The sequence below is a fragment of the Amycolatopsis sp. BJA-103 genome (assembly GCF_002849735.1).
In the GTDB taxonomy this organism is placed as follows: Bacteria; Actinomycetota; Actinomycetes; order Mycobacteriales; family Pseudonocardiaceae; genus Amycolatopsis.
This window is the reverse complement of record NZ_CP017780.1, coordinates 2,436,809-2,451,337: the sequence shown is the minus strand read 5'-3', so window position 1 is coordinate 2,451,337 and position 14,529 is coordinate 2,436,809. Positions and strand designations below refer to the sequence as shown.

Sequence of the window (14,529 nt, the reverse complement as noted above, 5' to 3'; positions counted from 1 at the left end):
CACCCAGGCTCTTCCGTCACGGCACCAGCAGTCCCCAATGGACGGCCCACGGCACGAACAGGGCGGCTCCCGCCAGCAGCAGCCCGACGCGGACTCCCCCGCGGTCCTTCCGCCGCCACCACGAAACCGCCGTCACCACGCCGGCGATGACGACGCCCACCGCGAGCAGTTGCAGCGCGAGCCACGGCAGCGTCCGTCCGAAAAGGACTGGACCCGGTGCCATCGCCGCACCCGTCGTCAGGACGATGTAGTAGCCGAGGAATCCCGCCGTGGCGAGCAGACCGGTCGACGCCAGCCAGCGCGCGGGCCGCGCGAGCGGCACTTCCTTGCGGCGCCGGAACAACGCCGTCACCGGGTAGGCGGCGAACGCCAGCAATGCCAACGCCCAGACGGCGATCTGCAGCCACGGCGCCTCGTACCACGAGAGTGGTGCCAGGGCGACGCTCTGACTCGCCTGCCCGGGCGGCGGATCCGAGGACGACCGGACGGGCCCGTCGTCGAGTCCGTTCACCCACGTCCCGACGAGATCGAGGTAGCCGGGAGCGAAACCGTCGAGCTTGTCGAAGCCGTCGGTGGTCCGCCGGAGCCCGTGCTGGGCCTGGGGAAACACCTTCAGCGTGTACTGCCGGTTCCCGGCCCGTTCCAGTGTTTCCCGGAAGATCCGGACGGCCTCGCCGGGCGGGGTGAGCCGGTCCAGCTCACCCCACAGCCCGAGAACAGGCTGCCGCACCTTCTCCAGCACCGGTACCGGGTCGTACCCGGCCTCGGGGAACACACCGGCGCCCGCGAGGGTCCGCATGTTCGTCGACGCCACCATGTCCACCATCGAGCCCTCGACCCCGCCGTGCCGCAGGTAGGTCTCGAGGGCCCAGGACTGCTGGCGGTCGGGCGAGACCCCGTTGGCGCCGACGGTGATCGCGAAAGCGACGTCCTTCGACTTCGACGCCGCCAACGGCGCGACCCAGCCTCCTTCGCTCAAGCCCCAGACCCCGACGCGGGCCGGATCCACGCCAGGGCGCGAGCGCAGCGCCTGGACCGCGGCCAGCGCGTCGTCGGCCAGTACCGAGTAGTCCCGCTCGAACAGGGAATAGCCTTCGGTCCGCTTGTCGTAGATCAGCGTCGCGATCCCCGCCTTGGCGAAGGCTTCGGCCTCGGCGCGGTAGTCGTCCCGGTCGTGTTCGCCCGAGCCGTGCACCATGACGATGCCCGGCGCCGGGCCGCCCCCTTCCGGCGCGACCACCGTTCCGCGCAAGGTCACGCCGTGGCTGGTGAACGAGACGTCGCCGGCCGGAGCGGCGACGGGTGCGGGCGACGACACCGCCATGACGGCCGCGAGCAGCGCGGCGATCATCGCCTGCTCACCCGGACCACCTCGAGCGACGGCGACGCGAGGATGTCCTTCTCGCAGTACCGTTCGGTGACCCAGTGCTTGCGCGCGTACAGCTCCGTCTGGTCGCTGTGGTGCGCGGATTCCGGGTTCGCGGACTGCGAATAGGTCAGCAACGTCGTCGTGTCCGGGCAGCCGGTCCCGGTGAACGCCACGACGTGCAGATACGTCCCGCCGTGCACGATCTCGGTGTAGCCGCGAGCCGGATCCCAGGGCCCGCCCAAGGAGTTGTAGACCCCGCGCCCGGCCGCCCCGCCGCCGAGCGGGATCTTCTTGCCGTCGCGCTCGACATGGTGATGGTCACCGTAGGGCGCGTCGAGCGGGATCTTCGCCGCCGTCAGCTCGGCGACGGCGTCGGTGAGCGCCTTGCGGATCGCCGCGTTCCCGGTGTCGAGAGTGTTCGGGGTGTGGACGGGATCCTTGACGTCGAACGGCACCTTCCAGACGGCGGGCCCCATCCGGTCCGCTCGGGACCAGAAGCGGTCGAACAGCAGCGCGCCCCGGCTCCCGGCGTCGGAACGCCCGTCCCAGCCCGCCAGCGCGGCGCACGCGGCGTCCATTCCCGGCATCGCGGCGCACATCGTGACGACGTCGGCCCGCACGAGTTCGGCCGCGTGGTCGCGATGCGAGAACATCAGGTCCCGCATGGCCTGCCCGGTGAAGCCGCTCTTCTTCAGCTGATCGGCGATCTCGACGAAGCCGCCCCGGGTCCGCAGGTTCTGCTCGGTGCGGACCGGGCCCACGATCCGGGGGAAGCCGGTCTTGGGCGCGGCCGGGTTGAACAGCCAGTAGCTGTCGTTCGAGTTCGCCAGGTAGTCGTCCCTGCTCAGGCCCGGAAGACTGGACGGACCGAAGACTCCGGGCCGCAGCGCGTCACGGTCGCGACCCCAAGCGCAGGCCGTCCTGGAGCCGTCGAGTACCGCGATCCCGTCGGCGTCGAAGAGTTCCTTGCCCAGCGGAGTGTTGCAGCGCGCCGCCTTCTCGTCGGTGACGTGCGGAACGCCGTGGATCTGGCTGTATTCGACGCGGCCGCGATCGTCGGTGGCGAGGATGTTCATCCAAGGCAGCCCTTGCGTCCTGCGAACCGAGTCGATCATCTCCCCCGCCGTCCGGCCTCGGGCGATCTCGAACATGGAGTTCGTCATCCCGAGGTTCCCGGCGTTGGCGTCCGCGATCGCGTAGGCGCTCGATGCCGTCCACGGCAGTTCCCGTTGCCCGAGCCGGGTGGTCACCGGACCGTATCTGGTCGTCCACTGTGGACGCACGACGCGCTCCAGGGTGCCGTCCGCCTTGCGCGACAGGACACTCACGTCGTTGCGCCGCATCCGCTCGGGCTTCCCGTCGACCAGGTACGTCGTCGGCGAGCCGGGCACGAGCTTCAACTCGAACAGCGTGTACGTGCGGGTCGTGTCGGTGGCCGTGCCACTCCAGGCCGCGGTTTCGTTGTGCCCCAGCCACATCAGCGGGATACCGGGGATACCGGCGCCGCTGACGTTGAGCTTGCCCGGCAGGCTCAACTGCGACTGCCACAGCCTGGTCCCGCTCGCCTGCCACGGCAGATGCGGGTTGGCCAGCGAGACACCTCGTCCGTTCGCCGAAGCGGCCGAACCGATCGCGATGGCGTTGCTGCCGATCCCGGTCTCCCCGGTCATCCGCTCACGACCCGTGCCCGCGGGCGGGGCTCCCGGCAGCGACGCGGTGATCGAATCCGCGACCCCGCCCTGCCCGAAGATCATCCCGATCGCGTGGCTGTGCCGGTGGACGTCGAGTTCGGTGATCGGCTTCAGCCAGCCGGCGCCCCGGCAGGCCGGGTCGGTGATCTCCCCGGTGCGCAGGTACTTGTTGACGCCCTCGACGTAACCGCGGATCAGTTCGCGGACCTCGCGGTACGGCCCGCGCGGCGCGGGCTCGCCCAGCAACCGCTCGACGGCGCCGCTTTCGTTGAGGCCTTGGAAATACAGATCACTGGCGAGGTTCGTGCTCGCCTGGCTCACCCCGCTCGTCGGCGGCGCGTCCGGGCCCAGCCAGCGGGATCGCTCGGCCCGCGTCGTGACCGCGACGTCCGCGATCGCGCAGATGTTGTCCTTGGCGGCGGCGTACCCCTGCCCGAAGCCCAGGTTCACGTAGTCGTTCGCGACGATGTGCGGGATGCCGTATTCGGTGTAGCGGATGGTGGCGTCCGCCCGGGATACCCCGTCCGGCGGTTGCGCGGCCGTCGCGGTCCCCGCCGCGAGCAGGCTCATCGCGGCGCCTGCGGCCGCGATCCGTTTCCAGAGCAGCATGCTGCTCCCCCTTTGTGTGTGGAGTCGTTCGTGAAGACACGCCGTCCGGCGTGGTGACGCGATACCGGTGGTCGAGTGGCCGCTCTCCCACCGGTGTTTCAGCTCCCCCTCCTTACTCTTCGTCCGGATCCGGGAACGCCGTCCAGCGCACGTACACCTTTCGCGCGTCCGGGCCGGGTTCCGGCCGCCAGTAGCGGCGCAACAAGTCCAGGTACTCCTCCCAGAACTGCTTCAGCTCCTCGATGTTCACGTGGACCGCGCCCCGGGAGAAGACCAGCGCGTCACCCCATTCGCCCAGTTCACCCCGGCGTTCGATGAACCGCGCCATCTGCTCGAGGTCCTCGGTGAAGGCGGCACGCTGCGCCTCGTCGAACACCGCGCGCATCTCTTCGCTCTGCTCGCTGTGCCGGGGCCAGCGGATGTCGCGCTGCCGGGCGCGCCACCAGCGTTCCTTGCCGTGCGCGAGCTCCGGCGCCTCGTCGATGAAGTCGTACTTCGCCAGTTCTCGCAGGTGATAGCTGGTCGCGCCCGAACTCTCCCCCAGTTCCTTGGCCAGCTTCGTCGCCGTCGCGGGCCCACGGCCCAGCGCCTCCATGATCCGCCTGCGCAACGGGTGCATCACCGCCTTCAGCACGGCGGCGTCGGTGATCTCTTCGGGCGGCGGCGGACCGGTCATGGCACCAAGGTACCGCGTGCAAAGGAGATTGTGCAAAGACTTCTTTGCACGCGGTTCAGACCACGTTCTCGAAGTGCCCGAGGATTCTGCTGACGTTTCGGTGAACTCAGCGTGAAATTGACAACTTCACTACGAAGGTCTTGTGCCGGGCGGACGAAAACCCGGCAGGTTCACAGGTTTTTCGTTGCGTCCTCCCCGAAATTCGGTTGTATCGGATAGTTTTGCCCGGAGTCGACCTAGCGGGAGAAAACATGCCGAAGCACCGCCCTCGACAGACGGACAGGCTGTCCGCCCGGCACCGGACGGCCTTCGCGCTCGCCGGTGGCGCGCTCGCCGTCCTGCCCGCGGTCACCGCGTCGGCGGGTCCCGACACGCCGATCGCCGCACCGAAGCCGGCCGCGCCGCAGAACCAGGCCGCGGCCTGGCAGCCGCCGGTGGGCACGGTCCCGGAGATCGCCGTCGACGGAAGCCTCCCCGAGCCCCCCAATCCCGATCCGCTGATCGTCCCCGGCGGCACCGGCAACGTCGGTGGCTCGTTCGCGCCGTCGGGCGCGCTCGGTATCCCGGCGAGCATGATGAAGGCCTACAAGAACGCGGCCGACATCCTCGCGAAGGAACTGCCCGGCTGTCACATCGACTGGGCGCTGATCGCGAGTATCGGCCGGATCGAGTCCAACCACGCGCGCGGCGGCTACGTCGACGCCAAGGGCAACACCCTCGAACCGATCCTCGGCCCGCAGCTCAACGGCGCCGGCCCGTTCGCGGCCATCCCGGACACCGACGGCGGCAAATTCGACGGCGACACGGTCTGGGACCGCGCCGTCGGCCCCACGCAGTTCATCCCCTCCACCTGGAAGGGCTACGCCTCCGACGGCAACGGCGACGGCGAGTCGAACCCGAACAACATCTACGACGCGACGCTCGGCTCGGGCCGCTACCTCTGCTCGGGTGGTGTCGACCTGACGTCGGAGCAGACCCAGCGCGTGGCCGTGTACCGCTACAACCACTCGCTGTCCTATGTGGACACCGTGATCCGGTGGGCGGTCTCCTACCGCGGCGGCGTCGCGACGTTCCCCGACAGCCAGGTCCCCGTCGGCGCCCCGGACTCCTCGGACGTCGCCGCGGGCACGCCCGGCGGGCAGGTCCCGGTGCCCACCCTGCCCGGCACTCCCCCGCCCGGCACGACCACGCCGCCGCCGAACCCGCTGCCCGGCTCGTCGTTCCCGCCGAGCAGCAGCACACCGCCGCCGAGCAGCTCTTCGCCGACGAAGCCGACAAGCACGCCGCCCTCGTCGACACCGCCTTCGTCGACACCGCCTTCGAGCACGCCTCCGTCCTCGACGCCGCCGCCGTCCAGCACCACGACGACCCCGCCGCCGTCTTCGACTCCGGCCGGGAACACCGGTGAGGCGACGCCGACCAGCTCCGCCTCCCCCACGCCGTAACGACTCGTGAGTGGTACGGACGGTTAGAACCGCCCGTACCACTCACGAGGTTGGAACGTCCGGAATGTCCTGAAGCCGCCCCGCGTTACCGCTTCTCGTAGCTCATAAACCGAGAGAAGCGAGACACGGATGTCGTCTTTCGTCATGACCGCCGAAGAACGGGAAACCTTCCTGAGCGAGGTTCACATCGGGGTCTTGGCCGTCGAGCGGGAAGGACGGGCCCCGCTGGCCGTACCGGTCTGGTACGACTACGAGCCCGGCGGCGAGCTCCTGATCTGGATGGACGGCGGTTCGGTCAAGGACAAGGCGATCAAGAAAGCGGGCAGGCTCAGCCTGGTCGCGCAGACCGAGACCTTCCCCTACAAGTACGTCACGGCCGAGGGTCCGGTCATCGCCAACGACGTGCCGCCGACCCGCGAGCAGGCGTTGAAGATCGCGCACCGCTACCTGCCGGAGGCCGAGGGAACGGCGTACGTCGACGGCTCGCTCAGCGACAACTCCGTGCTGGTGCGGGTCCGTCCGGAGAAGTGGCTGAGCAACGACCAGTCCAAGGCCTGACGCCTGAAGGGGTCCCGGCCGCCACTGGGGAGACGACCGGGACCCTTCATCAGCCCGCGATGGGCTCGAACTCGACGACGCTGTCGAGCGCCTTGCCCATCGCGGCGTTCCCTTCGCGTTCGATCATGATCTCCACCAGCACCGGCCGCGACGTCCGCTCGGCCTCCTTGCGCGCCCATTCCAGCGACGCCCGGATCTCGCCAGGCTCGGTCACGCGGGTCCCGGCGCAGCCGTAGGCCTCCATGACCTTCACGTTGTCCGTGCCGTTCTTGTCGTAGTGGATGTCGACCTCGAAGTTCATCTCGTAGCCGGTCTCGGCCTGCCGGATGAGCCCCAGGTACTCGTTGTTGAGCATGATCAGCACGAATCCGACGTCGTACTGCGCGGCCACCGCCAACTCCTCCACCAGGAACTGGAACGAGTAGTCCCCGACGACGCCGACGACTTCGGCCTCCGGCTTCGCCTTCTTGACACCGATCGCGGCCGGGATCTCCCAGCCGAGCGGGCCCGCCTGGCCGCACACCTGGTAGTGGCGCGGCTTGTGCGCACGCTGGAACTGCCCGGACCAGATCTGGTAGAGCCCGATCGCGGTGACGAAGTACGCGTCCTCGCCATAGAACTCGTTGATCTCCTTGAACACCCGCGGCGCCTTGATCGGCGTGTCCTCGAAGTCTTCCCGCCGGGGCAGGCTCTCCTTCAGCTCACCGATCCGCCGCGGCCAAGCGTGATCCCGTGCCGGAGAACGCTTCGACGCCGCCTCGATCAGCGCGTCCAGGAAGGCGCCCGTGTCCGACACGATCCCGAGGTCGGGTCCGAACACCTTGCCCAGCTGCGTCGGCTCGATGTCGACGTGGATGAACTTCCGGCTGCCGCGGTAGACGTCGAGGTCACCGGTGTGCCGGTCGCCGAACCGCGCGCCGAGCGCCAGCACCAGATCCGCTTCGAGGAAGGCCGCGTTCGCCCACCGCTGCGACGTCTGGATCCCGGCCATGCCGGCGAACAGTTCGTGATCCTCGGGGAAGGTCCCCTTGCCCATCAGCGTGACGCCGACCGGGACGCCGAGCAGTTCGGCCGCGGTCCGCAGCCGGTCGCTCGCGCCGCCGAGCACCACGCCGCCGCCCGCGAGGATCAGCGGCCGTTCGGCGGCCAGCAGCAGGTCGAGCGCCCGCTCGACCCGGGCGGGTGACGGCGTCGCGACGATGACCGGCAGCGGCGAGTCGATGCTGGAGTCCCACTCGATCTCCTGCCGCTGGACGTCGATCGGCAGGTCGATGAGCACCGGGCCCGGGCGGCCGGACCGCGCGATCCGGAACGCTTCCCGGAACACCCAGGGCAGTTGCGCGGCTTCCTTGACCTGCACCGCCCATTTCGTCACCGGCTTGGCGATCTCGACGATGTCGACGGCCTGGAACGCCTCGGTGTGCAGCTTCCGCGAGTCGGCCTGCCCGGTGATGCAGATGATCGGGATCGAATCGGCCTGCGCGGTGTAGAGCCCGGTGATCATGTTCGTCCCGGCGGGCCCGGAGGTGCCGATCGCGACGCCGACGTTGCCGGTGGTCCTGGCCCACCCGTCGGCCATGTGGGTCGCGCCTTCTTCGTGGCGCACGATCAAGTGCTCGATGCCGCTGCCCTGCATCGCGTGGTACAGCGGGAGGATCGCGGCACCGGGACAGCCGAAAGCGGTGTCGACGCCTTCACTGAGCAGGACGTCGACGACGGCCTGCATGGCGGGGATTCTGGGCATTCCTCACTCCTTGCTTTCCGCGCCGGACAGCGCTTCGACGACCTTCAGCAGGGCGGAGTGATCGAGCGAGCCGTGTCCCATCGCCCGTCCGGCGGCGACGAGCTGGGCGACCAGCCCGGTGATCGGCAGCGCGACGTCGGCCTGCCTGGCGGCGGCGAGCGCGATGCCCATGTCCTTGTGGTGCAGGTCGATCCGGAAACCCGGCGCGAATTCGCGCGCCACCATGGACTTCCGCTTGAGTTCGAGGATCCGGCTGCCCGCCAGGCCGCCCGCGAGGACGTCCAGCCCGACACCGGCGTCCACGCCGGACGCTTCGAGCAGCACGATCGCTTCGGCGATCAGTCCGTAGGTCCCGCCGACCACCAGCTGGTTCGCGGCCTTGACGACCTGGCCCGCACCGTGCGGCCCCACGTGGACGATCGTCTTGCCGACGGCCTCCAGGATCGGGAGCGCGGCCGCGAAATCGGCGTCGTCACCACCGGCCATAATGGACAGTGAGGCCTGCTCGGCGCCGGCCTGACCACCCGAAACGGGCGCGTCCAGCACGCGGATCTCCCGTTCACCGGCCCGCTCGGCCACCTCGATGGAGGTCTCCGGCCGGATCGTGCTCATGTCGATCAGCAGGGTCCCCGGTTTCGCCGATTCCAGCACCCCGCCCGCCGCCAGCACGACGGCCTCGACCTGCGGATGGTTGGGCAGCATGGTGATCACGACCTCCGTGCCCGCGACGGCGTCCGTGATCCCGTTCGCCGCCCGGCCGCCCGCGGCTTCCAGCCTCACGAGCGCGTCCGCGTTCGTGTCGAAGCCGCTCACCTCGTGGCCCGCGGCGACGAGATGTCCCGCCATTGGCCCGCCCATGATCCCCAGGCCGATGAATCCCAGCTTGGTCATGCCAGTCCCCTTCGTTCGAAAGGCAGCCACGACAGCGACTCCGCGCTCGGCCCGTCGGGTTTGTACTCCACGCCGACCTGCCCGCGGTAGCCCGCCGTCTGCAGCTTTTCCAGGTATCCCTCGATGTCCAGCGTTCCGGTCCCCGGCTGGTGGCGCCCTGGGGCATCGGCGATCTGCACATGGCCGATCCGTCCGGTGTGGACGGTCGTGGCCGTGTCGAGGTCGTCACCGTTGACCGCCAGGTGGTACAGGTCGGCCAGCAGCTTCACGTTGTCCCGCCCGAGTTCGTCGAGCACCTTGAGCACGTCGTCCGCGGTCTTGAGCGGATACTTCTCCGCCCCCGACAACGGTTCCAGGACGATCTCCGCGTCGATCCGCGCGGCCGCGTCCGACGCGAGCGCCAGATTCGACAACCCCAGTTTGTCCTGCTCCGCCGGGTCCGCGCCGTCGATCCGGTTGCCGTAGAGCGCGTTGAACCGGCGGCAGCCGAGCCGCTCGCCGAGCTCGATCGCGGAGGCGATACCGGCGGCGAACTCGTCCTCGCGCCCGGGCCAGGTGACCAGACCGCGATCACCGCCCGCCATGTCGCCGGGGAAGAAGTTCAGCCCGGTCACCGCGACACCGGCCCGCTCGACCGACGCCACGAACGCGTCGGCCTCGGCGGCGTCCGGCACCGGCGTCTCGAACGGCCACCAGTACTCGACAGCGGTGAAGCCCGCCGCCCGCGCCGCCTCCGCACGGTCGAGCAGCGGCAACTCGGTGAAGACCAGCGACAGGTTCAGCACATAGGGCAAGGCATGACGCGAACCGGCAAGATCAACCATCGAAACCTCAGCAATTTCGCTCTGCGGAAACTTTCTTTCGCATATCGAGAATAGCTCGCTGACCTGCCATCGGTCAACGGGCGGTATACCGGCTAAGGGGGAAGACGGGCGCGGCTCGGGCGTCGGCTCCGCTGGGCGGAGCGCGAGCGTCGAGGGGCGGCGGTGAGAGGTCGGTCGGGCTGGTCACTTGAAGTACGTGAAGGCCCCCTTCCTTGCGTCTAGCGCAAGGAAGGGGGCCTTCACGCGCGGCCGCTGTGGCTGTTGGTGCCGGTAGGGCGAAAGTGGCGGTCGTGGCGATCACGAAGGTAGTGAAGGCCTCCATCACTACGGTCAAGGTAGGCAAGGGGCCCTTCACGGCCCGGCCCCGTGAACGACCGCGGGCAGAAGCCGGTGGGTAACCAAAACACCCTCGGTTTTAACCCGAATCGCCACTCACGACCCCCTCGACCCAGCACGGATCCGCCAGACGACAGCGTCGCGAAAGCGCCGTTCGCAACGTCCCGTCGAGCGGACTGGCGCTACGCCAATCGGGCAGACGACGCGAGGACTGCCGCCTCCTCGCACCTGGCGATCAGGTTTCAGTCGAGCCGCAGTTCCACAGTGGACACACGTGCTGCCACTGCTCAAAGTCGCCCGGAAGTCCAGGCGTGGTCAGGCGAGACCGAGCGCGGGAAGACACTCCCGAACATTGGCCAGTTCGATGTCGTCGCGCCGGGCTCGTTCCCAGACGTCCGGGGTCAGCCGCCAGCACTGGATCTGCGCGACCTCGCCGCGGCGGGTGTCCCAGCTCGTGCCGTTCGGCTCGTAGCCCAGCGCGCGGGAAACCCGGTTGGAGGCGTTGTTGTCGGTGAACGCGTCGCTCGTCGCTTCCTGTGCGCCCAACCCTGCGAAGGCCAGATGCAGGACCGCCGCTCGCATCTCCGCCCCGATTCCACGCCCGCGCCGTCCTGGCGCCAGCCACGAGAAGGTCGAGACCGTCCCGAATTTGGCGAAGTCGGACCCGATCAAATCCTGCATTCCGATCGGTTCGCCGTCTTGCAGCACCACGAAGTACAGCCGCCAGAAGCTCGGGTCGACCCGCGCACGTCCGGCCCAGATACCGCGCAGCCACCGCCATTCACGGTCGGGACTGTCCGCGTACAGCGATATCGGATCGTCGAACGGCCACGGCGCGACATCGGCGACGCCGGCGCGGACGACCGGGACCAGCCGCTCCAGCAACTCGTCCGTCGCACCGGCCAAGGTCAGCCGCGGCGTCCGCACCTCGAGGTTCAGCGGGGGGTACGTGTGAGTCACTCTCGCGACGGTAGGCGGACCGGGCGGCCGGGCGCACGCGCTTTTCCGTCGGACCCCCTCGCTACCGTCGGCCGTATGGACACCACGCCTTTCCGGACCCAGGTCCCGGAGTCCGCCTTCGCTGGCCGACTCGCCGGTGGCGCTGTGCGCGTGGATCGTCGAGAAGTTCCAGGCGTGGACGGATTGCGACGGCCATCCGGAGAACGCCCTGAGCCGGGACGCGATACTCGACGACATCACGCTCTACTGTCTGACCGGCACCGGCGCCTCGTCCGCACGGCTGTACTGGGAAGGCTTCGCCGAGGTGTCGAGCCGGTTCTCCGATTCCACTGTGGACACGATCGCCGTGCCCGCCGGCTGAACGAACTGAAGCGAGGCGGCCACTTCGCGGCCTTCGAGCAGCCGGACGTCTTCACCGAGGAGGTGCGGTCGTTCTTCCGTCTCGTGCGGTGACCGCTTGACTGTGACACCGTGTCAGGCTGTCCGCTGGGAGCCGCCATGTTCAGTATCGGAGATTTCGCCAAACACGGCCGGGTGTCGGTCCGGATGCTGCGTCACTACGACGCCATCGGACTGCTGCGGCCCGCCCATGTCGACCCGTTCAGCGGTTACCGGTCCTATTCCGGCGACCAGCTGGCCCGACTCAACCGGGTGATCGCGCTCAAGGATCTCGGCTTCACCCTCACGCAGGTGCAGGAGATCCTCGACGCCGAGATCGGCGCGGACGAGCTGCGCGGGATGCTGCGGCTGCGACGGGCCGAACTCGAGGCGGCCATCGCCGCCGACGAGGCGCGGCTCAAGGCCGTCGAAGCGAGACTCCGTTCGATCGAAAGCGAGGGAACCATGCCTTCCGAAGACGTCGTAGTCAAAAGCCTGCCCACGGTCCGGGTCGCCGAGCTGACCGGAACGGCGAGCGGTTACGTGAACGAAGAGATCGGGCCGGTCGTGCAGGGGCTGTACAAGGACCTCTTCGGGGCGCTCGGCCCGATCACGCCGTCGGGACCGCTCATCGCCTACTACGAGGACGACGCCGACGGCGAACGGGTCCTGATCCACGCCGCCGTCCCGATCTCGGCCGAAACCGACGGCACCGAAGGGTTTTCGACGGTGAGCCTCGCCGAAGTGCCGTCCGCCGCGACGATCCTGCACCGAGGCTCGATGGAGACCGTGCTCTCCAGCTACCAGGCGCTGGCGAAGTGGGTCGACGCGCACGGGTACCGCGCGAGCGGCCCGGCCCGGGAGTACTACCTCGAGTGCCCGGCCGACGGGGACAAGTGGGTCACCGAACTGCAGCAGCCGATCGTCACGGCCTGACCGCATCCGGCTCGTGAGTGGTAAAGACGGTTAGAACCGTCTTTACCACTCACGAGCGGCTAGCCCAGGAAGTCGGTCAAGGCGGCGCGGAACTCCTCGGGCGCTTCCAACCACGGCACGTGGCCGACACCCGGCAACCGCACCCGGGTCACCGAAGGCAGAGCGTGCTCCAGCGAGTCGACGGCCCATCGGGGCCGGGTGTCCGCCGTCCCGTCGATGATCAGCGTCGGCACCCGCAGAGACCGGCAAGCCGAGATCAGTGACTCCTCCGGCACCGTCCGCATCTCCTCGCTCAACGCGGCGTTCGCCTCGTAGTTGACCGGGAACCACGGTGTCGCCATCGCCTCGGCGTGACGCTCCCCGTCCGCCACGAAGTCGGCCGTCCATTGCAGCACCGCGAGTTCGCGGCCTTCATCGTGGCCCGCCGCGCGAAGCCCGGCCCACCGGGCGTGCCTCTCCCCCAGCGCGCGCTCGAAGTTCCGCTTGAACTCGGTATGCCAGTCGTGGCCGAGGCCGACGCCCGACACGTAGACGAGCGCGCTCACCCGCTCCGGACGTGCGAGGGCGTAGAGCAGGCCGAGATGCGCGCCCCACGAATGCCCGAGCACCGCGACCCGGTCGAGCCCGTGCCACTCGCGGACGGCGTCGACGTCGGCCACCATCCGGTCGAGGGTGTACGGGCCACGGGGGTCGGAGCGCCCGGCGCCGCGCTGGTCCCACCGGATCAGCCGGAACCGCGGGCCGGGATCGAGCGTGCCGAACATGTCCCACAGGCCCGGGCCGCCGTGGCAGCACAGGATCGGTTCGCCCCGGCCGGTCGCCGAGGTCCACAGTTCACGGCCGTCGTCGGTGATCACCACGCGATTATCCGGTAGGCGTGATCGCCGTCGTTGGCTATCTTCCGCGACATGACGACGAACACGCCACCGCAGCGGACGGCCACGCTCGCGGACGCGCCCGCCATCGCGGCGCTGATGCGGGCCTCGGTGCTGGAGTTGTTCCCCCGGTTCTACGACGAGCGGCAGACCGCGAGCGCGGCGGTGCACATCGCGCACCTCGACCTGCGGTTGATCGAGGACGGCACCTACTTCGTGCACGAGGCGGACGGCGAGATCGTCGCCTGCGGGGGCTGGAGCAGGCGCAACAAGATGCACGCCGGCTCCGGTGACGCGTCGGACGACGAACGCCCGCTCGACCCGGCCACCGAGCCCGCGCGGGTGCGCGCGATGTTCGTCCGCGGCGATTGGACCCGGCGCGGGCTCGGACGCGCGATCCTCGAGTCGTGCCGCCTCGCGGCGAAAGCCGAAGGATTCACGTCGCTGACGCTGACCGCGACCATGCCCGGCGTCCCGCTGTATCTGTCGTTCGGCTTCGAGGAAGTCGAACGGGTGACGGTGACGACGCCCGACGGCGTCGACGTCCCTGGCGCCGTCATGGCCAGGGACATCGACCAGCCGGATAGCATCGCAGGATGATCTCCGGGGCCACCGCACTCTCGTTCGTCTTGGTCTGCCTGCTCGGCGCGATGGCACCGGGCCCGGATTTCCTGGTGGTGACCCGGAGCGCGATCCTCGGCGGGCGCAAGGCCGGGATCGCCGCCGGACTCGGCATCGCGCTCGGCGTCTTCGTCTGGGTGGTCGCGATCGCCCTCGGCGTCGCGGCGATCCTCACCGCGTCGGCGATCGCCTTCACCGTGGTGAAGCTGATCGGCGCCGCGTACCTGATCTTCCTCGGCGTCAAGGCGTGGCTGGCGGTGCGCCGCGGCGACTACAGCGAGCTCAAGGACAAGGTGGCACCCGTGGTCGCGCCCAAGGAGGCGTTCCGGCACGGACTGCTCACCAACCTGCTCAACCCGAAGGTCGCGGTCTTCTTCCTCGCGCTGCTGCCCCAGTTCCTCCCGCATTCGGCCACGACCGCGGAGACCCTGCAACTGGCGGCGCTGGCCACCACGGTCGCCGTCGTGTGGACCTTCGTCCTGGCGACGCTGGTCGGTTCCCTGCGGAAGTTCTTCGCCTCCGGCCGGGTGCGGCGCGGGATGGACGCGGTGATGGGCACCTTGCTCGTCGGGCTCGGCATCCGGGTCGCCGTCCAGAGCTGAGCGAAGGTGCCCAT

14 protein-coding genes are annotated in these 14,529 nt (G+C 69.3%); 6 read left to right on the top strand and 8 right to left on the bottom strand.

Annotated features, from left to right (window positions below; translation table 11 throughout):
- Positions 1-16: 16 nt before the first annotated feature.
- The 3 genes from BKN51_RS10195 to BKN51_RS10185 form a co-directional block, all read right to left on the bottom strand.
- Complete coding sequence (locus tag BKN51_RS10195; protein ID WP_101607405.1) at positions 17-1,351, bottom strand: alpha/beta hydrolase family protein; 1,335 nt, start codon at positions 1,349-1,351, stop codon at positions 17-19.
- Entirely contained in the window at positions 1,348-3,669 is a 2,322-nt protein-coding gene (locus BKN51_RS10190; RefSeq protein ID WP_101607404.1) for a penicillin acylase family protein, read from the bottom strand. The genes BKN51_RS10195 and BKN51_RS10190 overlap by 4 nt, the downstream gene beginning before the upstream one ends.
- A 112-nt stretch (positions 3,670-3,781) precedes the next feature.
- Positions 3,782-4,345, bottom strand: a complete 564-nt coding sequence (locus BKN51_RS10185; RefSeq protein ID WP_101607403.1) for an ArsR/SmtB family transcription factor — start codon at positions 4,343-4,345, stop codon at positions 3,782-3,784.
- A gap of 251 nt (positions 4,346-4,596) precedes the next feature.
- Here BKN51_RS10185 and BKN51_RS10180 point away from each other — a divergent pair, with 251 nt between their 5' ends.
- Together BKN51_RS10180 and BKN51_RS10175 are read left to right on the top strand one after the other, a co-directional pair.
- Positions 4,597-5,790 carry a lytic transglycosylase domain-containing protein gene (locus BKN51_RS10180; protein WP_101607402.1) on the top strand — a complete coding sequence of 398 codons (1,194 nt, stop codon included), beginning with the start codon at positions 4,597-4,599 and terminating at the stop codon, positions 5,788-5,790.
- 129 nt (positions 5,791-5,919) lie between these two features.
- Positions 5,920-6,348 (top strand): pyridoxamine 5'-phosphate oxidase, encoded by a 429-nt coding sequence (locus tag BKN51_RS10175; RefSeq protein ID WP_101607401.1) that lies wholly within the window; start codon positions 5,920-5,922, stop codon positions 6,346-6,348.
- A 49-nt stretch (positions 6,349-6,397) separates the two neighbouring features.
- Here BKN51_RS10175 and gcl read toward each other — a convergent pair whose 3' ends face one another.
- The 4 genes from gcl to BKN51_RS10155 form a co-directional block, all read right to left on the bottom strand.
- Complete coding sequence (gcl, locus tag BKN51_RS10170; protein ID WP_101607400.1) at positions 6,398-8,092, bottom strand: glyoxylate carboligase; 1,695 nt, start codon at positions 8,090-8,092, stop codon at positions 6,398-6,400.
- Between the two features lie 3 nt (positions 8,093-8,095).
- Positions 8,096-8,983, bottom strand: a complete 888-nt coding sequence (locus BKN51_RS10165; RefSeq protein ID WP_101607399.1) for a 2-hydroxy-3-oxopropionate reductase — start codon at positions 8,981-8,983, stop codon at positions 8,096-8,098.
- Positions 8,980-9,807 carry a hydroxypyruvate isomerase family protein gene (locus BKN51_RS10160; RefSeq protein ID WP_101607398.1) on the bottom strand — a complete coding sequence of 276 codons (828 nt, stop codon included), beginning with the start codon at positions 9,805-9,807 and terminating at the stop codon, positions 8,980-8,982. Before BKN51_RS10160 ends, BKN51_RS10165 begins: the two co-directional genes overlap by 4 nt.
- Positions 9,808-10,458: 651 nt before the next feature.
- Positions 10,459-11,103 (bottom strand): GNAT family N-acetyltransferase, encoded by a 645-nt coding sequence (locus BKN51_RS10155; protein ID WP_101607397.1) that lies wholly within the window; start codon positions 11,101-11,103, stop codon positions 10,459-10,461.
- Positions 11,104-11,239: 136 nt separating this feature from the next.
- Here BKN51_RS10155 and BKN51_RS10150 point away from each other — a divergent pair, with 136 nt between their 5' ends.
- Positions 11,240-11,464 carry a hypothetical protein gene (locus BKN51_RS10150; protein WP_233224150.1) on the top strand — a complete coding sequence of 75 codons (225 nt, stop codon included), beginning with the start codon at positions 11,240-11,242 and terminating at the stop codon, positions 11,462-11,464.
- A gap of 137 nt (positions 11,465-11,601) precedes the next feature.
- Entirely contained in the window at positions 11,602-12,417 is an 816-nt protein-coding gene (locus BKN51_RS10145) for a MerR family transcriptional regulator (protein WP_101607396.1), read from the top strand.
- A 59-nt stretch (positions 12,418-12,476) separates the two neighbouring features.
- Here the strand turns inward: BKN51_RS10145 and BKN51_RS10140 are convergent, their stop codons facing one another.
- Complete coding sequence (locus tag BKN51_RS10140; RefSeq protein ID WP_101613152.1) at positions 12,477-13,274, bottom strand: alpha/beta fold hydrolase; 798 nt, start codon at positions 13,272-13,274, stop codon at positions 12,477-12,479.
- A 51-nt stretch (positions 13,275-13,325) separates the two neighbouring features.
- Between BKN51_RS10140 and BKN51_RS10135 the strand changes: the two genes are divergently transcribed.
- Both BKN51_RS10135 and BKN51_RS10130 read left to right on the top strand, forming a co-directional pair.
- Positions 13,326-13,892 (top strand): GNAT family N-acetyltransferase, encoded by a 567-nt coding sequence (locus BKN51_RS10135; RefSeq protein ID WP_101607395.1) that lies wholly within the window; start codon positions 13,326-13,328, stop codon positions 13,890-13,892.
- Complete coding sequence (locus BKN51_RS10130) at positions 13,889-14,515, top strand: LysE family translocator (RefSeq protein ID WP_101607394.1); 627 nt, start codon at positions 13,889-13,891, stop codon at positions 14,513-14,515. Before BKN51_RS10135 ends, BKN51_RS10130 begins: the two co-directional genes overlap by 4 nt.
- Positions 14,516-14,529: the final 14 nt, after the last annotated feature.